We start from the raw sequence: 23,423 nt of genomic DNA on the forward strand, positions 1-23,423 counted from the left end.
TCCGTACCGGGCTCTGCGTGTTCTCGAACGGATCGGCGTCTGTTGTTTGAACTCGCTGCGTCGTGCACGTCGTGTCGACATGAGCCACCTTACGCGCGGATTGGCCGTTGTGCCGCTGAATTTCCGGGGAGCAGACGCAACCGAAGCCCCGACTGACTTGGCCGGGATTTGCGCTGCAACATCGATGGCATTGCCGGAAGATGTTGTATGGCAGTAGATTTCGCTTCGTGGTGCTACGCCGCTTCGTGGAATCGCCGACCGAGTTCCTGTGATTGCGAACGGCGTTTCCTCCCAGGGCGATCATGAACTTGTCGGTCGCTTGATCTATGGTTGCCGCGAAGTCAGCAGAAGACAGGGCACACGCCCTGGGGTGGTGTATCACATGAGCACAAGCATCGACGGCTACGAAGTAGCGCGACACTTCGGATCGCGCGGGCAAGCCCAGCGTGAACTGCAGCTGTGGAAGACAAGAAAGGGCCGCGAGTACATCGCCGAAAGGGTCCTCGCCCACGTCAGCACCACCGTCCACGACCTCCGGCCTCACGAGATCCGCACCCTCCAGTCCTCGCATCCCCTCGGTAACCTGCATCCGCCCGAGGGGTACAAAGTCAAGGCCATCAAGAACTGGCACCCTGGCTTCGCTTTCGCTCACCTGTTCCACTTCTGCCTCGAAGACCACGGCACCATCTACAGTTTCGACCAGTTCTTCGAATGGGCCCAGCTCGACGAGCACAGCCCGTGGCTGTGGACACCCATGCGGAAAATCATCGACACTCGCCGGACCGACCAACAGCGCGCCGACGCCGACGCCTCGCTCCGCTGGCGAATCGGCTTGGCCTACTACGGGTTTATCCGGGAGATCTACACCGTCGCTTGCCTGCGGGATCGGGGGCTGCCGATGCTCAGTCACCCGCTCGCGGACGCCCTGTTCCGTGCGGATACCTGGTGTCTGAACGTTGTCGTCGAAATCTTCGTCCGCAATAGCCAGTTCAAGAGCGGCACAGAGGGACGCAAACATCCCGCCGAGTACTATCTCGCCGACCAGCCGCAGTTCAGATTCGAGCGACTTGAGATGGAACACGGACACGAGTTCGGCCGCGTCCACCTACCCACCGACGCCGAAGTAGACGCCTGCGCCGACAGAATCCGCCGACTGATCCAGCTCCAGCATACGAAGGCCTGAATATCCCGTGTGCCATCGAATCTGGAGAAACAAATTCCGTAACGGACCGGATGTACGCGGGCGCGCCCGCGGTCCGGACCCGTGCTGAGACGGTGAGAGTCAAAGAGCTGGTGGGAAATTAGTGTGTAGCCAACTCTTCACGGCGGCCAGTTGCCCGTGTCCGTTGGTCTTGAGCGTGTTGACGATGTCGCGGCCGCAGATCAGGGCGATCGGGTGGCCATCGCTGCGAACCTCGTCGTAGACCTGGGAATTGTAGTAGGACAGGGTGACAAAGACGCCGAAATGCCGGTGGCGCAGCCGCGAGATCAGTCTGCTCATCTCGCGTACTCCCACCGAGTTCGACGGGGCGTAGCACTTCGCTTCCAGAGCGAAGTCAATCTTGATCGGGTCGGCGGCCGGGCCGAGTTGGTATTGGCCGATGGCATCGCGGCCTCCGTCACGACTGGGGCGGGTGACGTCGCAGATCCCGGTGGCCGGCGCAATCATCCGCCAGATGTCGACCGCACACTTCTCGAAGTCGTGCGGGCGCGCGTCGAAGTGAGCGTGGATGGCCCCGAGGATCGCTTGGTCGGCCTTGCTGGCTGGGAGTTGATCGGCTTTGCTCCGGATGATCGTGGTCGGGGCAGCTGTGAGGCTGTCGTAGCTGCGGCTTTTCACCCATGCGCGCCAGCTTTCCGGGCAATGGGCGCTTTTCACCGGAGAGATGCCGGCGGCGAGGTCATCTATCCACGCACGTTCGATTTTCCCTGTGTTGAGCACGGTGAATTTCGCCCGGTAGTTCTGAAACCGCTGCCCGCTCTTGCTCCGCCAGATCGCGACGAGGTCGTCATCGGCGGTCAATACTTCGGCGCCGGGGGCGAGCAGGCCCCGGAAGCGTGCGGAGCGTCCCGGTGCTGCCTTCTCGAACAGCAGGAACGGCGGTACCTGTGCGCGCTCGGCCTCGGTGCCGTGGGCGGCAGCGAAGGTATCGCGCAGCAGGAGATTCCCCTTGCGCTGGGTGCGATGGAGGTCCGGGCGTCCGGGCTCACGGTTGTCGCCGTAGTAGGTGAAGATCCCGGTCTGGAGATCGAGTTCGTCAGGCCAGTCGCTCTCGGTGCCGCTGGTGAACAGTGCCACGATACGGACCGTCCCCTGGGACGGTGAGCCTTTGTACCGGAACCCACCCTGGTTGCCAAGGGGCGCCAGTTTCGCTAGTGCATCAGCTCCCGTATTACCTTGCGGGCCACTCAGATACACTGTTTCGAGAGTGAGGTCGGACGTTGCCAGGTCCTCGAAGGCCACCGTGTGGGACATGGTGTTAACCGTAGCGACCCCGTCCGACAAGGCACGGCTCGTGAGTGGCGCAGGCGCGCGATGACCTCGGGCGCGGCGGCTGCGGAAAGCCTCTTGCCGCAGCTTCGCTCGAAGGTCAAACTGCCTGGTGTGGCACGACGATGCGTGTTCTGCGGTGGCAGCGGTTTGACCCGGGAGTATGAGATCCCCCGGTGGTTGAGCGCCGTGTTGCCCGAGCAGGCGCGATATCGTGGCCAAGACCAAGCGGCAGTCCACCTTCACCCCGAACGAACGTGAGATGACCTGGCCTCCCCGCCGCCTGCATGCCGTCGAAGCATGGGGTGTATGCGAGTACATGCCGTTACTGTTGAGCTGACCAAGCGGCCCATCCAGGGCTCGAAGTCGTCAGGGGTAGGTCGGTGACACGCATAGAGGTTATTCGGCTTCGGAACGCGACTTCAGTAGCGTGCAGGGTGTTTGACGTGCAGATATTAGATATCAAGAGGGTGGAGTTCAGGTTCAACGTGTAGCGGACCGGCATCTGCCGAAGTTGTGCTGGTGTCGAAGTCGCGGATCGAAGACATTGTCGACGGCAAGCTCGCCTGGACCGAGGTGGATTTGCTCGATATCGGCGACAGCTCGGCACGAGTGTTGCGAAGTGCGCTGGAAGAATTAGGGATTCGTGTCAACTACCTGCCCATCGGCCAGCCGCGTCATGTGATCGCTGCGTTGGGTGGTGATCATCCGATCGCCCCGTATGTGATCGTGAGCTGCCACGGCGACAGCGGTTCGATCATTCTGCCCGAGCTCGGAGGCACGGTCGCCGACGCTCAGCCCTTTGTCGATCGCATGGGTCCCGAGCAGGTCGAAAGATATCTGCGGATACCCGGGAGCGTCGTGATCTCGACGGGGTGTGAAACCGGTGAACCCGCACTGGCGCAGGCGTTTCTGCGGGCAGGGGCCGGTAGCTACTTCGCGCCGACCGACGCACCAGACGGTTATGCGGCATTCGTAGCCGTGCTGCTGATGTTCTACGAGCTGACGGAGGGCCGCGAACTCCTCGACGCCGCCGAACGAGTCCGGACCTACAACGACAACCTCTCCATGTGGAGGCTCTGGCATCGGTCGCCGGACGTTCGCCAAAGTGGTTGCAATTAAAGATCACTCCGCGCTACGATGCGAGTGGTCTTACTTTGCAACCACCTGTGTTGGAGTCACTATGTCGCGTACGCGAGTTCACAACCTCTTCGTCTCCTCGGACGGGTATGCCGCCGGTGAGTACGTGACGTTCGATGAGCCGATCGGGGGAGCGCGGGCGCTCTTCGGCAAGTTCGATGGGCGCGTCATCCACGGTATTCACGGAATCGACGAACCGGTGACCGTGGATCGCGCCATGTTCAGCATGTGGGGTCAGGGTGTCGGGGCGGAGATCATGGGGCGTCGGAAGTTCGGGCCGCAGGCGGGGGAATGGCCCGATGACGGCTGGCAGGGATGGTGGGGAGATGCGCCGCCCTTCCGCACTCCGGTCTTCATCCTGACCCACTACCCGCGCGCAGCGATCGAGTTCGACAACGGCACCAGTTTCCATTTCGTGGATGCCTCGCCACAGGAGGCACTGCGTCTGGCGCAGGAGGCAGCGGGCGGATTGGACGTCCGGATCGGCGGCGGGCCGTCGACCGTGAGCCAGTTCCTTCAGGCCGATCTCATTGATTTCCTGCACTTGTCGATCATTCCGATCGTGCTCGGTGCCGGGGTCCGGATCTGGGATCACCTCGCCGGCCTGGAGGAGCGATTCAGTGTCGAGTCCATCAGCACGTCCAGCGGTTTGACGCATCAGCTGTGGAACAGGAGCCGCTAGCGAAGGTGTTCGAGTTGCAGTGCGAATGCATCGCGCCTTTACCGTGAGATCGGTTGATGCGAGGTCCTGCCGCGCTCGCTTACGCTGGCGGCCATGTTCGATCCTGCGGCCGTGTCGCCCAATCTGACCGAGAGAGGCCGCGTTCCGTCGTTCCTGCGGTTCAGTGTCGAACTCATAGCATGGATCGCGACCCCTTGGGCGCTCGCCGACTTTTCTGTAGTGCTCGCCATCCTCAGCGTGGTTGTGCTCGTGGGCTTGCCGACGTTGTTCTCCACGCCGGGCGACAAGAAACAGACCCTCATCGCGGTCCCGGGCACAGTCACCATCGCGCTGGTCGTGCTCCATTTCGCGGCGGCCGTGATCAGCGCGTGGCTCGCCTGGCACGCTTGGCTCGCCATTCTGGTCACCGCGCTGGTGCTCGTCACCGCGCTAGCCGAACTGCCGCGCTGGCGGTGGTTGCTTCATGCACGCGGAGGTGACGACCGCGGCCGACTTCGCCGGGAATCGCAACCTGTCGCCGGCTCAGAAGAGACTCGTCGGCGGCGGTAGGGCATCGTCGAGGAATGCGGTCACCATCGGTACCAGTACCGCTGATTCGCCGAAGATGCTGATGTGGGTTGTCGCCGGGAGGATTACCAAGCGGGTGGGTGGAGCTGTTTGCAGGGCTGTGGAGGCGGCTGCTTCCTCGTCGCCGCCGCCGCGCAATGCGAACATCGCCAGTGCGTGTTCGGGTTTCACGGCGTCGGCATCACCGGCGATGACCATCGTTTTCGCGGAGATCGAGCGCAGCTGTTCGTCGGTGATGTTCTGGTCGTTGATTGCCAGGACTTTCATCTTCTCGATGTAGGTGTCGAATGCGGCGGGGTCGGGTGTGTGTGCCTTGAAGTCCGTCTCGACGGATGTACCGGCGAAGTCTGCGGCGGTGAGGTTTTCGATGCCCGCCATGACCGAGGGGTACCAGCCGTCGGCGCGGTAGGTTGCCGACAACGAGATCAGTTTGTCGACGAGGCTCGGGTGACGGAGCGCGAGTTGCAGTGCGACTCCGCCGCCTTGCGAATAGCCCAACACGGCCGTGCGGTCGACATGCAATGCGTGCAGTAGGGCTGCGGCATCGTCGGCGAACTGCTCGTAGGACATTTCGCGCGCGGTGTCCGGGGTGCGGCCGTGCCCTTGTTGATCGAAGACGATTACGGGGCGGGTGCGGGCGAAGGCGGACACCCACGTCCGCATCGAGTCGGTGGCCATGAAGCCGCCGGGAATCAGCAGTAGCGGAAGCGTTTTCGACTTGCCGAGTTCGCCGTAGACCTCGTAGTAGAGGTTCAGGCCGTTGAGCGGAAGGTGACCGTTGGTGTCCGGCTTCACTATTCGGCCGAATCCGCGGTGTCGTCGGGGGCGAATGATGGTGGGGCTTGGAGGTCGTGGGCGCGGAAGAGGACGGCGTGTTCGACGCCCATGGCCTTGCCGCTCATTGCTGCGAATTGCGGGATGAAGTCGGCGGGGGCGGGGTGGTCCGGGAGTGCGGCCAGGTATGCGGCGTGGGCTTCGAGTGAGGCGATGCCGCGGCGCAGCGGTTCGCCGGTGACGTCGACGCCGTGGGTCGCGGTGCCGAGTCCGGGGACGATGTACCAACGCGCGGAATGTGGTTCGAGGTGCTCGTCCTCGATCTGTTCCGGGAAGACCCACCGATTGCCCGCGTCGCGTATCGCGTCGAGCGTCGCGAGACCGGCCGCGCGGTGGTCGGCTTGGTCGAAACCCCACGGAGTCTCGATATCGAAGCCGCTGCCGAGTACGACATCGGGCTTGAAACGGCGGATCTCCCGGCAGATATCGCGGCGAAGGTCGAGTCCGTAGACGAGCACACCGTCGGGATGTTCGAGCACGGTCAGATGTTCTACGCCGACCGCCGCACACGCGGCCCGCTGTTCGGCAACGCGCAGCCGAGCCGTCTCCTCGGGCGGATTCGGCATCCCGGCCTCACCACGAGTGAGCAGCAGATAACCGACCTCGATCCCGCGCGCAGTCCAGCGCGCGACAGCCGCGGATGCGCCGTACTCCATGTCGTCGGGGTGCGCGACGACGCAGAGCACGCGCTGGAAGGTTTCGTCGGGAAGAGCAGGCAAGGTCATGCGGGCCATCCTTACTTGTTCCCCAGCTCGCCGTCCGTGATTTCGTTCCTGTCGGCACATCGCGGTCTGCTGTGGCTCTGCCTCCGGACATGTCCGGAGGCCTACCGGTCTGATCCCAGGAAACTGGTCAGGGCTGATATCGCGTCGAGCGCCGCCCTGTGGTCGGGATTTGCTCTCGATCGTTCTCGGGCGAAATACGTGGCCAGTATTTCACGATTCGTGCGATTCCATGCCGCAGCCAGCTCCCGAACACGCAAATGGCCGAGAGTGTCGGATATATGCTCGCCGAAAAGGTGGAGGGCGCCCAGCTCGACATTCATTTCGGCGCGAAGCAGTAAGTCGACATGTCCTCCGTCCAGCTCGTAGAGACTGGATCGGATATCCTCGTCCTGCTGGTACCAGCCACATGCTGTGGAAATGTCGACCGCGTCCTTGTATTCGCCGTTCGCTGAACGATCGCACCATGCTTTCAGCTTGAGTGCGGCGTAGCCGGCTGGAGATGCCAACCGAACTTGATGACCGCTCGGCAATGGCAGTTCGATCGATGCATCGAAAGCTTCACGGAAGCCGAATACATCGACCGGTTCCGTCCGGCCCGACAAGTACGTGGTACCCGCAGGATCCTCGATATCTCCGAACGGCACGACATCGACGGCTATTCCTGCGATCGAGTAACGAAGATGGTTTGTGCCGGCTCGGCGGAGCGTCGAAGTGATTTGTTTGTACTCCTCGTGGCCGTGAACCGCGAGGGCGATATCCACATCGACCGTCGCGCGCAATAGTTCGGTCCGACCGAATGCCGTGTGCAGTAGGTCACGGCAATGCGCCCCGATGACCATGAGCGACGTAGCGTTCGCCTCGCCTTTCGAGACGAGCTCGGCTACCACCCTGTCGATCAGGTCCAACGGTTGCGAACCGATACGCGCGGGGTCAAACAAGTTGTTCTCTCCTCAAATCTTTCGCTACCTCCGACTGTCGCGGTTCTTTCGACGCGACGAGGTCCGCGTAAACCAGAATCGATGGTGCCGCCGACTTCACGAAAATCGGGCGCCGACCGAATATGGACAACCCACGAGGCTCGTTCCAGAATTTTTTGCGAATATCAATGTTCGGATCATCGGACTTGCGCCATCCATTTTTCACCGCCTCCATCGGGTCGAAGTTTTTCACGTACACCGTCAGCGTTTGTGGGTTTCGGATGTTTTCGACAGCAGATTCGCCGCTGACGAAGTACCCTGGCGGGGGTGACCAGTGTGTCAGCTTGCCTTCGAATGAGACATCTCTGAGTTTCGGGAGCAAGGAGCCCCGGAACGCGGCAACCCACAGATCGAGGAGTTCCTCGCGCCGATGTAGCGATCGACCCGAGAGGAAGTCCGCGTCCTTCAATATTTCGAGTGTCGACTGCGTGATGCCTACCGAGGTTCCGGCCGCATCGGCAATCGCGCGTACCGGCATGCCGGCGATATCCGGCCATGTGAGCAAGGTGAATATGACCTGCATCCGCTTGGCACTGAAGAGGTTGGCATCAGCGGGTCGGCGGCTCGACCGGATCTCATGATGGCGGCGGCCCCGGATGTCGATCAGTACGGGACCGAATTCCAGGTGTGCATTGCCCGCCTGATCGACGTAGTCGATACGAGCGTCACGCAGGGCATCGGCCGTGCGACTACTGATGCGAGGGCCGCTGACCAACAGTCGGTGGGTTCGGTCGCGGCTGTCGAGACGGGACAATTCCGACAAGGTCGGCTCGGGTAGCCACGCCATCCGATAGGTCGTGCCGGAGCCTCGGCGACTGCATGTGACCAGTGCCGTCTCGTCCGGCATCCAGCGTTCTACGTGGAAGTCGACAGCGAACTCCGATAACGCCCGGGTCATCGAGCGTTCGATCTCGAGGTGCTGTGTTCGATCGCTCATGCTGTTCATTATAATTGAACAGGCCAAGATATTGAACGCGAGACCGAGCCGCAGGTTCAGATGACGATCACCCGACGCCCCCGCGTATGCCCCGCCTGGCTGTCGGCGTGGGCCTGCGCGGCCTCCGACAGTGTGTAGGTCTTTTCGATGGGGATGTGGAGTTTGCCCTGGGTGATGAGGGTGGTGGCTTCGGTGAGGGCGGTGGGCATGCTGCCTGCTCCGCCGGAGAAGTGGACGCCGTGGGTGGGGGCGGTGAGGTCGGCGATGGTGAGGACCTTCGAGGGGGTGCCGGTGAGGGCGATGAGGTCGGGGATTACGCCGGAGCCGGCTAGGTCGAGGGCGGCGTGGATGGGGCCGAGGGCTCGGACTCGGGCGGGCCAGCCGGGGGCGTATGTGGTTGGGAGAGCGCCTAGTTCGCGGAGGTAGTCCTGGTTGGCGGGGCTCGAGGTGCCGATCACTCTGATGCCGCGGGCTCGGGCGATTTGGAGTACTGCCGAGCCGACGCCGCCGGAAGCGCCGCTGACCAGCAAGGTTTGGCCGGGCTGGATGCCGACCTCGGCGAGGATGCGCAGGGCGGTTTCGACCACCGAGGGGTAGCCCGCGGCTTCTTCGTAGGTGAGGCCGTCAGGCATGAGGGCCCAGGCCGACAGGACGGCGAATTCGGCGTAGGTGTTCGTTCCTTCGCCGAACACGTTGTCGCCCAGAGCGATTCCCTCGACGCCCGAACCGACCTCGTCCACCACCCCGGCGGCGTCCTGGCCCACTCCGGCGGGCAGGTCCATCGGGTGGGCGGCGGCGAACTGGCCCTCGCGGATCCGCCAGTCGACCGGGTTCACGCCCGCTGCCCGCACGGCGATGCGTACCTGGCCGGGGCCCGCGTGGGGCTCCTCGACCTCGGTCAGTCGCAGCACGTCCGGGCCGCCGAACTCGGCGAAGCTCACTCTCTTCATGCGCCGACCATAACACTAACGGTTAGTATTTTGAAACAGTTACGCTTTTGTATCTGATAGTGTCCCCCTATGACCGTGCCCGGACGTCGCGAGCGGAAGAAGGCCGCGACCCGACAGAAGATCGCCGACACCGCCCTGCGGCTCTTTCTCGAGCGCGGGTACGACGCGGTGGGCATTCGCGACGTGGCCGCGGCCGCCGATGTCGCTGTGACGACGCTGTTCTCGCACTTCGCGGCCAAAGAGGCGCTGGTGTTCGAGCAGGACGAGAACTTCGAACAGCGTCTCGCGCAAGCGGTTTCGAGCCGGGAGCCGGGGGAGCCGCTGATGCCCGCGCTGCGGCGCGAGATCCACGCCATGGTGCGGCACTGCACGGCCGGCGGCGCGACCATCTGGCGCATGGTCGACGAATCGCCCGCGCTGCGGCAGTACGAGGAGTCGATGCGGCTGCGGCACGCCGAGACACTGGCCGCGGCCATCGCCGCCGACCTGGAGCTGCGCGAGACGACCACGCCCTGCCGCACGATCGCGCGATTCGTGATCGACGCCCACTCGCTGGCCCGCACCGCCCCCGACCCCGAAGCCGCGGTGGACGAGATCTTCGAAATGATCGAGGCCGCTTGGGAAGTCGCTAAGCCGAGATCAGCTTCAGGTCGCTGACCAGCCAGCGGCCGTCGGGCTGCTCCTCGGCGGTGGTCACCGAGGCCGTCAGCGAGACATCCGGGTTGGGGGTGAGGTCGCTGGTGACAGATTGTTTGACGTACCCGATGCCGAGCGCGACCGTCCCGGTGATCGCGCGCAGCCCGCAATTGAATTCGAGCAACTGGCTGCGCCGATTCGTGGCGAGATAGAAATTGCGCGTCGCGTCGTGGGTGTCGAGCAGGTGCTGACGATACGCGCCCGTCGCGAAATTTATCGCCCCGGCGAAATAGCCGTCCAGGTTCTCCGGCCCATAGTTCGCCATATGGTCCAGGAAAAGGTGAATGGAGTGCAGCGCGGCAATGTGCCGACTTCCGATCCGGGAGATCTCGGGAGCGAGGCCCGGCGCGGGTGCGGCCTGGGTCGGGATGGTGCCGTAGCCGCCCGTGGAGCCCTCCGGATGCGCAGCGCCCTGAACTGCGGCGGACTGCACCTCACCGTTCTCCCGCAGGTAGTACGCGGCGCCGACGGCGACGGTACCCAGCGGCACCGCCCCCGCCAGCACCGCGAGCTTCCGCCGCGACATGCCCGACTTCGCCGGCTGGGTATCGGGAAAAGAAGGAGGCTCGACCGGCGGGAAGGACATTTCGGGCTGAGTCAAGGGCTTCCTCTCTCGTAGCGGCGATGCGAGACGATATCCGCTCACCCGAGATTCGGCACCGGAACGACGCAACCCGCTCCCGAAACCCCGCCCGGTGTCGGAATTGCGCCGATATTCGGCGCAATTCCGAGACGGGCGTGCAATGTCGCGCCCTACCGCGTGTCGGCGCGGTCGCGCACCGGAATCCTGGCGACCGTCAATTCGGCGGTGAAGGGCTGGCTGGTCTGGCGGTAGCTGCGGGCCACCAGCGCCGAGCGCAGATACCACAGGCCGCTGGCCTGGGTGGGGTCGCAGCCGGTGAGGGTGGCGATGCGCTTGAGGCGGTAATCGACGGTGTTGGTGTGGATGTGTAGCGCGTGCGCGGTGCGCTGGCGGTTGAGGTTGTTGCTGATGTGCCGCTGCAGCGTGTCGAGCAGTTCCGGGTGCGGGTCGAGCGGGTCGAGCAGCGTGCCCAGGTGCTCGCGGCCGGGACCGGGCCGGGTGAGCTGGTATTCGAGCGCCAGATCGTCGAAGCGGTACAGGCCGCGCACCAACCGGAGCCGGTGCACCATGTCGAGCAGTTGGTGCGCGCGGTCGGCGGCCGAGGGGATGTCGTGGGTGTCGGCGGTGACCACCGTCGCGGTGATCGGCACCTGCGCCGCCTGCGACAGCGTGTCGACCAGCCGGTCGAGCTCCGCGCCGTCGTCGGTGGCGGGGATGAGCAGGGTGCCGCCGTCGACACTGAGCAGCGACAGCGCGGTGTCCCCGGGCAGGCCCGTCGCGAGGGCGGCCTGCACCCGCCGCAGCTTGCGACGCGCGACGACCGCGCCGTCCAGCATCGGGTTGCTCTCCTCCGGGTGCGGCGGCACGGCCAAGGCGAGCACGTGGTACCGCTCGGCGATCTCGATGCCGGATTCGCGCGCCATGGTGGAGGTGGGCCGCCCGCCGAGCAGCGCGGAGGTCAGCGTGTGCACGGCGGTGTGGTGCTCGCTCACCACCGAACGCAGCTCGCGCACATAGGCTTTCGAGACCGCGGTGGTCATGGTGTCGAGCATGTCGACCACCATCTTGGCCGCGCCGACGAGATTGTCGTAGTCCTCCCGGCGCAGCGCCAGCATCTGTTCGTCGCCGTCGACGGTGCGCCGGTAGCTGTTGGTGGCGCTGGTGACGACGAGATCCAGGCCCAGCCGGAAACCCTCGTGGATGGCGTGGTGAATGGTGTCGATCGGCACGCCCTCCCGCGCCCACTGCGCGGCGGTGTCCTCGAGCTTGCGGGTCTTCTCCGGCACATCCGCGCCGTCGAGCATGCTGACCGCCAGTTCCAGGCACAGCCGGGTGATGGAGGTGACGTCGCCGTGGATGGCGTCGCCGGGCAGCGTGCGGCACGGCGCGACGGTCTCCACGAAGTGCCCCACCATCTGACGAGACAGCGCCCGCACGTCCTTCAACGGCGTGGAGAACGGGGTACCGGAGTAGGTCAGGCCCAAGTTGTTGGACATGTCGGCTTTCATCGGCGACCTTCCTTCCACCTGCAGCGAGACGAGGTGGTCAGTACTCGCTGTTTGCTCTGCCACAAACGTTAAGCCGAGTTTCCGCTCACCTTCTACTCTTCTTTGAACTTTCTCGGCCGCACCCGAAAACCATCGTTCATCAGGTAAAACGCGCCGAAGAAGCCAGGCGGAAGGAGTGCTCGTCGTGCGGATAGTTGGCTACGGGCTCACTTTTCGGTGGCTCGATTCGTGCGGCACGGTAGGCGTCGGTGCTCAGGCCGCCCGGCTCTTGATCTCCGCCTCGGCCATCGCGGTGATCATCCGCGCGGTCATGGCGATGGCCTCCTTGCGCTGCTGGGCGTCGACATCGAGGGCCGAGACCCGCAGCACCGCGGCGAAACCGGTGTTGATCAGCACGAACGTCATGACGTCGTACTCGTGGTCGTCGCCCGGGCCGAGCATCTGGATCACCAGCACCTTGACCAGCAGGCGCAGCCGCGGCTCGAATTCGGGGATGCCGCTGCTGTAGAACTGCACGCCCGCGACCAAGGCGCGAACCAGCTGCGCGTTGGCCACCAGCTCGTCGCTGATCACCTCGAGAATGCCGGTCACCATGTCCAGGATCGGCTTGTCCGACATGCCGAAGATGCGCTGGGTGAAGCGGCGCTCCACGTTCTCGAGCAGGCGGCCGAGCAGTTCCTCGACGATGACCGAACGGTCCGAGAAGTAGCGGTAGACCGTGCCGATGCTGACCCCGGCCTCGGCCGCGATGCGGTTGGTCGAGGTGTTGGCGATGCCGCGTTCCCCGAAGAGGTCGGCGGCGGTGTCCAGGATGTGTTCCCGGGTGGCCTTGGCGCGGTCCTGGGTCGGGCGGCGACGCTGACCCACGGCTTTCGGCGGCATCGTGCTCCCCTGCCTGCGGTCGTTGGAAGATGAGCGTCGCTCAGTTTAAGCGCACCGCCGCGCCGGGGACAGCGAATTGGGGCAGCGAATTCGGGCTCCGGCGTCGCCGCGATGGGGTGGAATGTGGTGGATGGAACAGGCAGCGTCGCCAATGGAGGTGCGGTAGTGGTCGGTCGAGTGCCGAAGGGGCGGATCACGCGCGGAAGCCGGTTGGGCCGCCTGGCGGCGGGACAGGCGATTCGCGGCGTCGGCACCCGGATATCGATGATCGGCCGGCCCGAACACGCCCGCGCGGTCCTGGCCGAGCGCTCCACACTGCAGGCGGCGCAGCAATTCGTCACCGTGCTCGGCGGCATGAAGGGCGCGGCGATGAAGCTGGGCCAGATGCTGTCGGTGCTCGATGTCGACCTGCTGCCGGAATCGCATCGGGAGATGTTCCGGCTCAAGCTCGCCGAGTTGCGCGATCAGGCGCCGACGGTGCCGTTCGAGCAGATGCGCGAGGTGATCGAGGACGATCTCGGCCCGCTCGCCCGCGTTTTCGCGGATTTCGACGAGACACCCATTGCCGCCGCCTCGATCGGCCAGGTCTATCGGGCCACGCTGCACGACGGGCGGACCGTCGCGGTGAAAGCCAAGTATCCGGGTGTGGACCAGGCCGTCGAGGCGGACATGCGCAATCTGGCGATGATCAGCAGACTGTGGAAATCAATTCTGCCCAGCGCGGCCGACGACGACGTGCTGGACGAGATCGCGCGCAATATCGGCAGCGAACTCGATTACGTGCGCGAGGCCCGCACCCAGCATCGCGTGGCCACCCGCTACCGGAATCATCCGTTCATCACCGTGCCGGACAGCATCGAGGAATTCTGCGGGCACCACGTCCTGGTGACGGAATTCCTGGAGGGCAAGAGTTTTCAGCAGCTGCGGGAGCTACCGGACGCCGACCGTGACCGCATCGGCGAGCTGATCTACCGCTTCTACGTCAGCCCGATCTTCTCGGACTACGAATTCTGCGGCGATCCGCATCCCGGCAATGTGCTGCTGGCCGCCGACGGCCGGCTCGGATTCGTCGACTTCGGGCTCTACAACAGCATGGATCCGGCGCACGTCGAACTCGAGCGGACCGGCATGCGGGCGGCCTGCGAGCACCGGGCGCAGGATTTGTACGACATGTGGGTCGGGCGCGGGATCATCGATCCGGACGCGGGCGTCACGCCGCAGGAATGCCTGGAATACGTCTGGGCCGCCGCGGGCTGGCACCTGCTCGACGAAGAATTGACCATCACCCCCGAATTGGCCACCGGCGCGGTCGTTCTCGCCATCGATCCGCGCGCGGCGCAATTCCGTGGCATGCGGCAGCAGCGACTGCCCGCGGAACACGTGTTCTCCCGTCGCGCCGACCTGTTCACCTTCGCCGCGCTCGGCCAGCTGGTCTCCACCAACAATTGGCATCGGCTGGCTCGGGAATGGCTCTACGACGAGCCGCCCGCCACGGACATCGGCCGCGAAGCGGCGCTGTGGAAAGCGAGCCGCTAGAGGTCAGAAGCCGATACCGGAATTGCCGGGCAGCGGCACGAAACGGGCGAGTTCACTGCGGCGTCGGGCGACGAAACACACCACCGGGCCCGCGAAGATGCCCGCGAGGCGGGTGTAGGGCCAGATGGCCACGAGCAGCATCACGATCAGGGCGCGGGATTGATACAGGGCCGAGGCGTGCGCGATGACCTCGGTGTTCGGGCTCAGGGTGAAAAGTGAACGGGTCCAGACGAAAATGGTTTCCGCGGCCCGGTAGTTTCCGTCGGTCGAACTCGGGTCGAAACGGACCAGAATGCCGGACAGCACGACCGCCGTCAGGACCGGAAACGTCATTCGATCCAGGGGTGTGACGGGCGGCCGGTTGGTGGCCGAGATCATCGACGGCAGGAACAGCAGCACCGCACCCGCCGCGGCGGTCGGCCCGGCGGTCATCTCGACCGCGACGAGCACGGCGAAGACCGCGTCGGGCGGGTGGTCGTGCGGCCCGGAGGCGATCACGTCGGTGATCCGGGCCGCCAGCACGAGTAGCACGCCCACGCGAAAAGCGGTGGCGCCGTAGCGTTCCAGCCGGTCGGTGTCGGGTCCGGTCAGCGCGGGACGGAAGCGGTCGTGGCGGAATCGCCACACATTGCCCAGGACGAAGGACAGAAATGCGCAGTAGGGCAGAGCGATCCACACCAGCACCGTCACGGTCCGTCATCGCCTTCCGTAGGGGATTGTGTTGGTGCGACCACGCTCGCAGAGGCGCAAATTCCGAGCTAGGGGCCAAAGACACCTACCAGTGCGTATTCCCGGGGTACCGCGGCCCCCATTGCCGCGGGAACGCGCGCCGGCTCAGCGCGCGGTGACGAAGCCCTGCTCGACCAGCCAGTCCCGGGCGACGTCGGCGGGCTCGCGGCCCTCCACATCGACCTTGCGATTGAGTTCGGTGATGCTCTCGTTGGTGAGTAGCCGCGTGATCGGCGCCATGACCTCCGCGACCTGCGGGTGGGCGTCGGCGAACGCCTCGCGCATCACCAAGGCGGCGTTGTACTTCGGGAAGAATCCGAGGTCGTCGTCGAGGATCTGCAGACGCAGCGCCGGGATGCGGCCGTCGGTGGTGGCCACCGAACCGAACTGGCAGGTGCCGTTCGCCGTCGCCGGATACACCAGCGCGTCCTGCATCACCTGCTTCTTCACCTTGCCGGTGTCGACGTTGTACTTGCGCACCAGGCCCGGGAACCCGTCCTGGCGGACGCTGAATTCGGTACCGACACAGGTGGATCCGGTCGCGGGATCGGTGTTCACCAGGCGGGCGTAGTCCGACAGCGTGGCCGCGCCGGTCCGCTGCCGGCTGTCCACCCCGGTGACCAGCGCGTAGGTGTTGTTCATCGGCGCCAGGTCGGACCAGACGATGCCGTTCTTCGCGAGATCCTGGTCGCGCACCGCCTCGAACTGCGCGACCGAGTCGGGAATCGGCGTCTCGTTGCCGAGGTAGTTGATCCAGCCGGTGCCGGTGTAGTCGAAGGCGATGTCGACCTGGCCGTGCAGCTGGGCGTCGCGCAGGCTGTTGGAGCCGGTGATCGCGGTCAGGTCCCGGACCTCCGCACCGGCCGCGCTGAGGGCGAATTCGAGCAGGTAGCCGAGGATGATCTGCTCGGTGAAGTCCTTGGAGCCCACGATGATCCGCACGCCGTCCAGCTCGGGGACCGGGCGGATGCTGCCGGGACCGACGCGCAGCGGCACCGCGCCGCCGGCCTCCAGTCCGCAGCCCGTCAGCAGCAGCCCGAGCGCCGCCAGTGCCGCGCCGAGCCTCGTCCACGCCGTCCGGCGTCGCGTCGTGCCGCTCATCGCAGCCCCCTCGGGCCGAGGAACCGTTCCGCGAGCGCGCCCAGCCAGTCCACCAGCAGCGCCAGCGCGACCGCGAGCAGCGCGCCCACCCACAGCGTGACGTTGTCGCGCAGCTTGTAGCCGGTGTCGATGAGGATGCCGAGGCCGCCCGCGCTGACCAGGAACGACAGCGTCGCGGTGCCGACCGCCAGCACCAGCGACGTGCGCAGCCCGGCCAGGATGTAGGGCACCGCGAGCGGAAACTCGATGCGGCGCAACACCGTCAGCGCCGACATGCCCTGGCCGCGACCGGCGTCGACGAGCATCGGATCCACCTGCTGGTAGCCGAGGATGGTGTTGCGCAGCACCGGAAGCAGCGAGTACAGCGCGATGGGCCCGACACCGACCCAGAACCCCGTCTTCTCCGTCCACAGGTAGGTCAGCACGATCAGGCCGATCGTCGGCGCGGCTGAGCCGATGTTGGCGACCCCCACGAACAGCGGGGCCAGCCGCCGGTATCGCCCCCGGGTCAGCAGCGTGCCCAGCGGCACGGCCAGCACCACGACGATGGCGATGACGGTCGCCGTGATCACCACGTGCTGGCGGGTGGCCGTGGCGATGTTGTCGGCGTTCATGCTGGCCTGCTGGGTGGCGGTGAGCGTGCGGTGGAAACCCCACCACAGCACACCGCCGGCCAGCGCGAGCGCCAGCACCGGCTGGGCGTACAGGCGGATGAGTTCGGCCCGCCGCTCGGTGTGGCGCGTGCCGCCGCTCATGTCGGGTCGCCCGGATCCGTGGTGGCGGAAGCGTGTTCGGCGCGCATGTCGGACAGGTGCGCGACCAGGGTGTCGATGGTGATCAGCCCGGCGTATTCGCCGCGGCGGCCGGTGACCACGGCGTGCGCCGTGCTCTCGGCCAGCAGCGCCTCCAGCGCCTCCTGCAGCGACGAGCGCAGCGCCACCGTGCCGGTGACGGGCAGCCCCACCGCCCGCAGCGAATCCGCCTGCGCCAGCAGCGCATCCGACACCCAGCGCAGCGGCCGGCGCTGGTCGTCGAGGACCAGGCCCCACTTCCACTCCCGCGCGGCGAGCGCGTCGCGCAGCGGGTCCACCGGGTCGGACTCGACGGCCGTGGGGCACTGCCCGAGGTCGACGTCCTGCACCCGGACCAGGGTGAGCTGCTTGAGCGCGGCGTCGGCGCCGACGAAACCGGCCACCGTCTCGTCGGCCGGCTCCGCCAGGATCGCGGCGGGCGTGTCGTACTGCAGGATGCGGGACTGGTTGCCCAGCACCGCGATTCGGTCGCCGAGCTTGACCGCCTCGTTGAAGTCGTGGGTGACGAACACGATCGTCTTGTGCAACTCGGCCTGCAACCGCAGCAGCTCGTCCTGCAGCAGGCCGCGGGTGATCGGGTCGACCGCGCCGAACGGCTCGTCCATCAGCAGCACGGGCGGGTCGGCGGCCAGCGCGCGGGCCACGCCGACGCGCTGCTGCTGCCCGCCCGACAGCTGCCGCGGATACCGGTCGCGGAAGGTGCCGGGGTCCAGGCCGACCAGCTCGAGCATCTCGTCGACGCGCGCGGCGATCCGGGCGCGGTCCCAGCCGAGCAGTCCGGGCGCGGTCGCGACATTGCGCGCCACCGTCAGATGCGGGAACAGGCCCGCCTGCTGGATCGAATAGCCGACCTGACGGCGCAGCTGATCGGCGTTCACGGTGGTCACGTCGCGTCCGCCGATCGTGATGGTGCCCGACGTCGGCTCGATGAGGCGGTTGATCATCCGCATCGTGGTGGTCTTGCCGCAGCCCGACGGACCCACGAACACCACGATCTCGCCGGCGGGAACCGTGAGCGAGATGTTGTCGACGGCCGGTTCCCGTTGTCCCGGATAGCGTTTGGTGACCGAGTCGAGCACGATCTCGGCGCGGGGATGCTCCGCGGCGGTGGATTCAGTCACGAATTCCCCTCGGGGTGGTGAGACGGCCGACGAGGACGAGTACGGCGTCGAGCGCCAGCGCCAGCAGGATGATCAGCACCGTGCCGGTCAGCGCCATCGGCACCGCGGTCGGACTGCCCAGCCGCGCCAGGCCGGAGAAGATCAGGTTGCCCAGGCCCGGGCCCTTGGCGTAGGCCGCCATGGCGAGGATGCCCATGCTGAGCTGGGTGCTGACCCGGATGCCCGCCAGGATCGACGGCCAGGCCAGCGGCAGCTCGATCCGGGCGAGCACGCGCAGCCGGTTCATGCCCACGCCGCGGGCGGCATCGGCGACGGCCGGGTCCACGCCCGCGAGCCCGATGATGGTGTTGCGCAGGATCGGCAGCAGCGCGTACAGCACCAGGGCCGTAATGGTCGGCGCCACACCGAGACCCAGCGCGGGAATGAGCAGGCCCAGCAGCGCGAACGACGGCACCGTCAGGATGATGCTGGCGGCGGCGGTGGACAGCGCCGAACCCCACGGGCTGCGGTGGACCGCGATGCCGACCAGCACGGCCACCACGGTGGCGAGCAACACCGCCTGCACGACCGCCGAGACGTGCAGGTACGAGTCGGTCAGCAGTTGGATTCGATGATCGACGACGAAAGTCCACAGCGTGTCCAGGATTCGCCCTCCCGCCTCTCCGACGTCCGGGGCCGAGTGTATCGACACAGAAGGCACGCGAGGGCATTTCGGGTGTTTGTCGCGGGAACCGCGGGGCCCGCCCGATCGTCCTAGTCTGTGGAGGCCGAGGACGGTCGGGGAGGGGCAGGCGGATGATCGAAACCACGCGGGCGCGCAACCGATTCCGATGGCTCGTGGTAGGCGCGGTGGTCGTCCTGGCGATCGCGCTGTTCGCCGGGGTGCGGTGGTGGCAGCACGAGGCGGGCCGGGAGGCGCTCGCCGGTGCGCGGCTGACGGCCTTTCCCGAGATCGATCCGGGCGGGTTGGATCCCGAGCAGGCCCGGGTCGTGGCGGTGCTGCGGGCCGAGTTCGCCCGGCCCGGCGCGGGCCCGAAATACGCGGAGGGCGTCGAGGAACCGTGGTGCGCCGACTTCGTCAGCTGGGTGCTGCGCGCGGCGGGGCAGCCGCTGGACAACCCGAATTCGGGCTCGTGGCGCATTCCCGGGGTCGCCACGCTGCGGGAATACTTCGAGGCGCGGGGGTCGTTCGAGGCCGCCGACAGCGGGTATCTGCCGCGCGTCGGAGACGTGGTGCTCTACGACGCGAGCAGTCCGTTCGGTCAGCACACGAACATCGTGCTCGCCGCCGACGCCGCCACCCTCACCACGATCGGCGGAAACGAGCAGGGAGATATCAGAATTCACCATTACGTCCGGGCCTCGGTACCGGGTATGGTCGGGTTCGGTCGCCGGTGAAACGTATCCGCCTCCGGGGGATATCTACGACTGGTAGGTGAGGTGCCCGGCGCGCATCTCGGCCTACGATGAACCCGGCGGTGCCCGGCAGCGCCGCCGTCGCGGTCCCTGTCCTGCTGCCCCCTCATCGGCAGGACGGGGATCTGCATCGCACGACGTGGGTGAGCTCACGTCCGGCGCCGCGCTCGGGGGTGTCAGAGTGAATGGGCGCGCAAACCATCCGCACGGCGAGGTTTCGGGAGCTCATGCGACAGTCCACTCCGCACGATTCGTTCACCTGGATCGAGTACGCCGATTTCGGCGAGCGTTTCGTCAAGCACGCGGTGACGCGGGCCCGGATCGAGGCCGCGGTCTCCGGCATGGCCGGGCGGGGCATGGCGATCGGCCCGTTCTCGGTCGGGCCCGCCGGGCTGGCCGGATTCGTCGCCGAGGGCGCGGTGGGCAAGCCGGTGATCGCGCGCAGCGGGCCGCACGTCACCTTCGAGGTGCTGGTGCCGGTCTCGCTGCACGTCACCATCACGCTAGGCGGTCAGAAGCTGCGGCTGGAGGCGATCGTCGAGATCGATCTGACGCTGCACGCGCGCACCACCGATCCGCTGCTGATCGTGATCGATATTCCGCCGGTCTCGGCGCGCGACGTCAGCTTCGTGGTGCGTGCCCAGGCCATCGGCGCGGCCTTCGAGTTGCTGCTCGATCCCATCGCGGTGCTGGTGCAGCGGGAGGTCGCCAACCGGCTCAACGGCATGCTCGCCGATCCCGCCGCGCGGCGCGGGCGGGTGTTCGACGTCGAGGCCATCCTGAACGGCACCCGCTCGAAGCACCTGACCCGGGAGAACTTCGAGTGGATCGGCTACGACGAATTCGGTCGGCGCTTCTTCCCGCTCATCGTCACCCCCGAGCGGGTGCGTGCCGTGGTGGACGGCCTCGCCGGGCGGTCCATCGAGATCGGCCCGCTGCGCACCGGGCCGCGCGAGGCGGCGACGGTGGAGGTGACGGGGAGCGTGCGGGTGCCGCGGCTGGCGGAGCGGCCGGGCGCGGACCCGGTGTCGTTCGACCTGACCATCCCGGTGGCGCTGGACATCACGGTCGACGTGCTCAAGTCCAACCGCTATCGCGCCGAGGTGGAGATCCCGCTGGTGCTGATCGTCCGCGCCGCCGACCCGCTGCTGATCGTCATCGACGCCGCCGCACCGGACCCGCACACCATCTCGGTCGACCTGCACGCCGAGGGCTGGCGCGCCAAGGCGCTGGGCCGCGTCGGCAACATTCGCCAGCAGATCGCCACCCAGGTCGCTTCGGCCATCCGCGCAGAACTGGCCGACCCCTCCTTCCGCACCATCGACGTACGCGCCCGCATAGACGGGGCCGCCTGAGCGGAAGCGAAGGTCGCATGGGGCACATGTGATTGATGTGTTCTATGAGCCTGGCGGTTCCTGTGTGCATGTGGTGAAATGAGTCGACGTTCGAGGCTCCCGGCGCGCGAACGGCTTGGGGAAGGTGCGCCGGGCACGCTGGTGTTTGCTCCGGCCGTGTACGCCGGCCGGTTTCGGGTCAGCTACCGCGCGAAGGAGCACGTCGATGCGTTCCATTCCGATTTCCCGGCGCAGCCTGTTCGGCATGGCCGCCGGTGCGGCCGCGGCCGCCGGACTGTCCGCCCTGGCACCGGCCGCCACCGCCACGGGCGCTCAGCTGGGCACCCTGCTGGACTACGCCGGAGCGGTGCCCGCCGCCGACGCGATCCGCCAAGCCGGGCATGTCGGCGTGATCCGCTACGTGTCCGATCGGCGTCCGGGCGCGGAGTGGATGGCCGGAAAACCGTTGCTGGCCCGCGAGGTCGACGCGCTGCGCGCCGCCGGTCTCTCGATCGTGTCCTGCTACCAGTACGGCAAGGGCGAGACGGCCGACTGGCGCGGCGGCCTGGAAGCGGGCAAGAAGCACGCCGAGCGCGGCCTGCAGTTACACCGCGAGGCGGGCGGTCCCGACGGAGCGCCCATCTACGCCTCCATCGACGACAACCCCTCCGCGGCCGATTTCGCCACCATGATCGCGCCCTACCTGACGGGCTGGCAGTCGGTCCTCGGCACCGAGAACGTCGGTGTCTACGCCAACGCGCCCACCATCGAACTCGCCCGGGCCGCGGGCCTGGGTTCCTGGTTCTGGCAACACGATTGGGGCACCCCCGAAGGCTTCGTGCACCCCGCCGCCAACCTGCACCAGTTCGAGATCGACGAACGCTCGGTCGGCGGCGTCGGCGTCGACGTGAACGCCATCCTCACCCCCGAGTACGGCCAGTGGTGGTGACCGCCCGCCGGGCTAGGTCTGGCAGTGGCAGGTCGGGTCGGCGCAGAGGTCGGGCTCGTCGGCGACGACCGACAGGGTCGGGCGTTCCTCCGGTGCCTCACGCACGCCCATCCAGGCGAACAGCGACCACCGGGACAAGCCCGAGAACGCCGAGCCGAGGCTGAAGAACGAGCCGATCGAGCCGATCGAGAGCACCGAGCCCACGCTGCCGACGGACAGGATCGAATAGGCCGAGCCGATGGACAGGATCGAGCCCTCGGAGCGGATCGACAGGATCGATCGGTTCGACCGCGTCGACAACACCGATTTGTGGGATCGCCGGGACATGACCGATCTGCCGGCACGGCCCCGGAGCGGGCGCACCGGCTGTGTGGAATCTGCGGATCGTTGGAGCTGATCGACAGTCGCCATGACTAGCGGTCTACCACAGCCGAAGGCGCGCGGGACGGCTATTGCGCGCGAAAAACCCGGAGTGTCGCGTTGGCGACGGCTCCGGGCCCGGTTCGCGTAGGGGGTCGGCTCAGTGCTGGCTCTGGGCCTGTGCGGGCGCCTGCGCCTGCGCCGCCGGGGCGGTCTGCGGGACCACGAAGAAGCCCACCGTCGGCAGGAACGAGCACGAGATCGGCGCCTCGTCGGCGGCCGGCTGCGTGGTCAGCGAACCCGCGACCACCGCGATCACGCGGCCGGGGCCGGTGTCGGCGATGGCGGTCAGGGTGGCCGGACCGTCCGGGTTGATGTGTGCCTCGTCGGTCAGCGGCTGGATGGCCGTGCGGCGGGTGTCCAGGTTGAGCCACTGCACCGTCATCGGCGGATTCTGCTGCGGCGTCAGGCCTTTGGTGCCCAGCGCGGTGAAGACGAAGCCGGTCTGCCCGGCCGCGGGACCCGGCGGCGGTAGCTCGGCGGGACCGGGGACGGCCAGTGCGGTGCCGACCGAGTCGGCGCCCGGGCCGATGCAGCCGCGGCCGATGGTCGGGTACAGGAACTGCGCGATGGCCGGGCCGTTCTCCGGGATCTCGGGGCCGCCGCCGCCACTGCCGTCGAGGAACTTGATGATGGCCTGCAGCGCCGCCTTGACCTGCGGCGGGAGATTGGCCGAGTTCAGGATCTGCTGCGCCTGATCCAGGATGCCCTGCTGGGCGGGCGAGGCGATATTCGACGCCTGCGCCGCCGCGCCGACGATGGCCGGCGCCAGGTTGGCGATCGCGTCGATCGGCACGCCCTCGGGGATCAGCGGGACGGCCGCGGGTGCCTGCGGCTTCGGCGCCGGAGCAGCGACCGCGGTCGACGCGGCGACAGTGGCGCCGGCAGCGAGAGCCAGCGCGGACATTGCGAACCGCGATCCTCTGGTGCGAAGCACTGGTGTAGCCGTCCTTACCTCGGGTACTTCCGGCGATGCGGCCGCATCGCTTGCGTCACTTTAGGGATAGAGCTGCCGTGTTGTACAGCCGTGGTG

25 protein-coding genes are annotated in these 23,423 nt (G+C 66.7%); 9 read left to right on the forward strand and 16 right to left on the reverse strand.

Annotated elements, in window-relative coordinates; translation table 11 throughout:
- The first annotated feature begins 382 nt into the window (after positions 1–382).
- The gene (locus IU476_RS23465) at positions 383–1,183 is read left to right on the forward strand and encodes a hypothetical protein (protein ID WP_195103478.1); all 801 of its coding nucleotides are present in this window, start codon (positions 383–385) and stop codon (positions 1,181–1,183) included.
- A gap of 99 nt (positions 1,184–1,282) precedes the next feature.
- Here IU476_RS23465 and IU476_RS23470 read toward each other — a convergent pair whose 3' ends face one another.
- Positions 1,283–2,476, reverse strand: coding sequence for a restriction endonuclease (locus IU476_RS23470; RefSeq protein ID WP_195103479.1), 1,194 nt, complete (start codon positions 2,474–2,476; stop codon positions 1,283–1,285).
- A 537-nt stretch (positions 2,477–3,013) separates the two neighbouring features.
- Between IU476_RS23470 and IU476_RS23475 the strand changes: the two genes are divergently transcribed.
- From IU476_RS23475 to IU476_RS23485, 3 genes are all read left to right on the forward strand, one after another.
- On the forward strand, positions 3,014–3,613 hold the full coding sequence (locus IU476_RS23475) for a hypothetical protein (protein ID WP_195103480.1): 600 nt from the start codon (positions 3,014–3,016) through the stop codon (positions 3,611–3,613).
- Between the two features lie 61 nt (positions 3,614–3,674).
- Positions 3,675–4,313, forward strand: a complete 639-nt coding sequence (locus IU476_RS23480) for a dihydrofolate reductase family protein (RefSeq protein ID WP_195103482.1) — start codon at positions 3,675–3,677, stop codon at positions 4,311–4,313.
- Positions 4,314–4,406: 93 nt separating this feature from the next.
- Positions 4,407–4,862, forward strand: coding sequence for a hypothetical protein (locus IU476_RS23485; protein WP_228824196.1), 456 nt, complete (start codon positions 4,407–4,409; stop codon positions 4,860–4,862).
- Here the strand turns inward: IU476_RS23485 and IU476_RS23490 are convergent.
- From IU476_RS23490 to IU476_RS23510, 5 genes are all read right to left on the reverse strand, one after another.
- Positions 4,836–5,675 (reverse strand): alpha/beta fold hydrolase, encoded by an 840-nt coding sequence (locus tag IU476_RS23490; RefSeq protein WP_324194228.1) that lies wholly within the window; start codon positions 5,673–5,675, stop codon positions 4,836–4,838. The two genes, IU476_RS23485 and IU476_RS23490, sit on opposite strands and share 27 nt — an antisense overlap.
- On the reverse strand, positions 5,675–6,439 hold the full coding sequence (locus IU476_RS23495) for a PIG-L deacetylase family protein (RefSeq protein WP_195103484.1): 765 nt from the start codon (positions 6,437–6,439) through the stop codon (positions 5,675–5,677). The genes IU476_RS23490 and IU476_RS23495 overlap by 1 nt, the downstream gene beginning before the upstream one ends.
- Before the next feature lie 101 nt (positions 6,440–6,540).
- Positions 6,541–7,377, reverse strand: coding sequence for a nucleotidyl transferase AbiEii/AbiGii toxin family protein (locus IU476_RS23500; protein WP_195103486.1), 837 nt, complete (start codon positions 7,375–7,377; stop codon positions 6,541–6,543).
- Positions 7,370–8,353 (reverse strand): type IV toxin-antitoxin system AbiEi family antitoxin, encoded by a 984-nt coding sequence (locus IU476_RS23505; protein ID WP_195103488.1) that lies wholly within the window; start codon positions 8,351–8,353, stop codon positions 7,370–7,372. Before IU476_RS23505 ends, IU476_RS23500 begins: the two co-directional genes overlap by 8 nt.
- 56 nt (positions 8,354–8,409) lie before the next feature.
- Positions 8,410–9,303: an NADP-dependent oxidoreductase gene (locus IU476_RS23510; RefSeq protein ID WP_195103490.1), complete on the reverse strand. Its 894-nt coding sequence runs from the start codon at positions 9,301–9,303 to the stop codon at positions 8,410–8,412.
- A gap of 69 nt (positions 9,304–9,372) precedes the next feature.
- Between IU476_RS23510 and IU476_RS23515 the strand changes: the two genes are divergently transcribed.
- Positions 9,373–9,960, forward strand: coding sequence for a TetR/AcrR family transcriptional regulator (locus IU476_RS23515; RefSeq protein WP_195103493.1), 588 nt, complete (start codon positions 9,373–9,375; stop codon positions 9,958–9,960).
- Here IU476_RS23515 and IU476_RS23520 read toward each other — a convergent pair.
- The 3 genes from IU476_RS23520 to IU476_RS23530 all read right to left on the reverse strand — a co-directional run bounded on the left by IU476_RS23520 (position 9,932) and on the right by IU476_RS23530 (position 12,972).
- Positions 9,932–10,525: a hypothetical protein gene (locus IU476_RS23520; protein ID WP_195103495.1), complete on the reverse strand. Its 594-nt coding sequence runs from the start codon at positions 10,523–10,525 to the stop codon at positions 9,932–9,934. The genes IU476_RS23515 and IU476_RS23520 overlap by 29 nt on opposite strands.
- A 227-nt stretch (positions 10,526–10,752) precedes the next feature.
- A complete protein-coding gene (locus IU476_RS23525) occupies positions 10,753–12,090 on the reverse strand; it encodes a PucR family transcriptional regulator (RefSeq protein WP_228824197.1) in 1,338 nt (445 codons plus the stop codon).
- 252 nt (positions 12,091–12,342) lie between these two features.
- The gene (locus IU476_RS23530) at positions 12,343–12,972 is read right to left on the reverse strand and encodes a TetR/AcrR family transcriptional regulator (protein ID WP_195103497.1); all 630 of its coding nucleotides are present in this window, start codon (positions 12,970–12,972) and stop codon (positions 12,343–12,345) included.
- A gap of 165 nt (positions 12,973–13,137) precedes the next feature.
- Between IU476_RS23530 and IU476_RS23535 the strand changes: the two genes are divergently transcribed.
- Positions 13,138–14,508, forward strand: coding sequence for an ABC1 kinase family protein (locus IU476_RS23535; RefSeq protein WP_195103499.1), 1,371 nt, complete (start codon positions 13,138–13,140; stop codon positions 14,506–14,508).
- Positions 14,509–14,511: 3 nt separating this feature from the next.
- Here the strand turns inward: IU476_RS23535 and IU476_RS23540 are convergent, their stop codons facing one another.
- The 5 genes from IU476_RS23540 to IU476_RS23560 all read right to left on the reverse strand — a co-directional run bounded on the left by IU476_RS23540 (position 14,512) and on the right by IU476_RS23560 (position 18,914).
- Positions 14,512–15,198 carry a respiratory nitrate reductase subunit gamma gene (locus IU476_RS23540; RefSeq protein WP_195103501.1) on the reverse strand — a complete coding sequence of 229 codons (687 nt, stop codon included), beginning with the start codon at positions 15,196–15,198 and terminating at the stop codon, positions 14,512–14,514.
- 144 nt (positions 15,199–15,342) lie between these two features.
- Positions 15,343–16,338: a glycine betaine ABC transporter substrate-binding protein gene (locus tag IU476_RS23545; RefSeq protein WP_195103502.1), complete on the reverse strand. Its 996-nt coding sequence runs from the start codon at positions 16,336–16,338 to the stop codon at positions 15,343–15,345.
- The gene (locus IU476_RS23550) at positions 16,335–17,093 is read right to left on the reverse strand and encodes an ABC transporter permease (protein ID WP_195103504.1); all 759 of its coding nucleotides are present in this window, start codon (positions 17,091–17,093) and stop codon (positions 16,335–16,337) included. The genes IU476_RS23545 and IU476_RS23550 overlap by 4 nt, the downstream gene beginning before the upstream one ends.
- A complete protein-coding gene (locus IU476_RS23555; protein WP_195103506.1) occupies positions 17,090–18,271 on the reverse strand; it encodes an ABC transporter ATP-binding protein in 1,182 nt (393 codons plus the stop codon). Before IU476_RS23555 ends, IU476_RS23550 begins: the two co-directional genes overlap by 4 nt.
- Positions 18,264–18,914 carry an ABC transporter permease gene (locus IU476_RS23560; RefSeq protein ID WP_195103949.1) on the reverse strand — a complete coding sequence of 217 codons (651 nt, stop codon included), beginning with the start codon at positions 18,912–18,914 and terminating at the stop codon, positions 18,264–18,266. The genes IU476_RS23555 and IU476_RS23560 overlap by 8 nt, the downstream gene beginning before the upstream one ends.
- A gap of 152 nt (positions 18,915–19,066) precedes the next feature.
- Between IU476_RS23560 and IU476_RS23565 the strand changes: the two genes are divergently transcribed.
- The 3 genes from IU476_RS23565 (at position 19,067) to IU476_RS23575 (ending at position 21,970) form a co-directional block, all read left to right on the forward strand.
- Complete coding sequence (locus IU476_RS23565) at positions 19,067–19,669, forward strand: CHAP domain-containing protein (protein WP_195103509.1); 603 nt, start codon at positions 19,067–19,069, stop codon at positions 19,667–19,669.
- Between the two features lie 245 nt (positions 19,670–19,914).
- Positions 19,915–21,042, forward strand: a complete 1,128-nt coding sequence (locus IU476_RS23570) for a hypothetical protein (protein ID WP_195103511.1) — start codon at positions 19,915–19,917, stop codon at positions 21,040–21,042.
- A 205-nt stretch (positions 21,043–21,247) separates the two neighbouring features.
- Positions 21,248–21,970 carry a DUF1906 domain-containing protein gene (locus IU476_RS23575; RefSeq protein WP_195103513.1) on the forward strand — a complete coding sequence of 241 codons (723 nt, stop codon included), beginning with the start codon at positions 21,248–21,250 and terminating at the stop codon, positions 21,968–21,970.
- A 12-nt stretch (positions 21,971–21,982) separates the two neighbouring features.
- Here IU476_RS23575 and IU476_RS23580 read toward each other — a convergent pair whose 3' ends face one another.
- Together IU476_RS23580 and IU476_RS23585 are read right to left on the reverse strand one after the other, a co-directional pair.
- Positions 21,983–22,297, reverse strand: a complete 315-nt coding sequence (locus IU476_RS23580) for a hypothetical protein (RefSeq protein WP_195103516.1) — start codon at positions 22,295–22,297, stop codon at positions 21,983–21,985.
- A 193-nt stretch (positions 22,298–22,490) separates the two neighbouring features.
- Positions 22,491–23,297, reverse strand: coding sequence for an Rv1157c family protein (locus IU476_RS23585; protein ID WP_228824199.1), 807 nt, complete (start codon positions 23,295–23,297; stop codon positions 22,491–22,493).
- Between the last annotated feature and the right edge of the window lie 126 nt (positions 23,298–23,423).

This window comes from Nocardia blacklockiae (assembly GCF_015477355.1).
Taxonomy (GTDB): Bacteria; Actinomycetota; Actinomycetes; order Mycobacteriales; family Mycobacteriaceae; genus Nocardia; species Nocardia blacklockiae.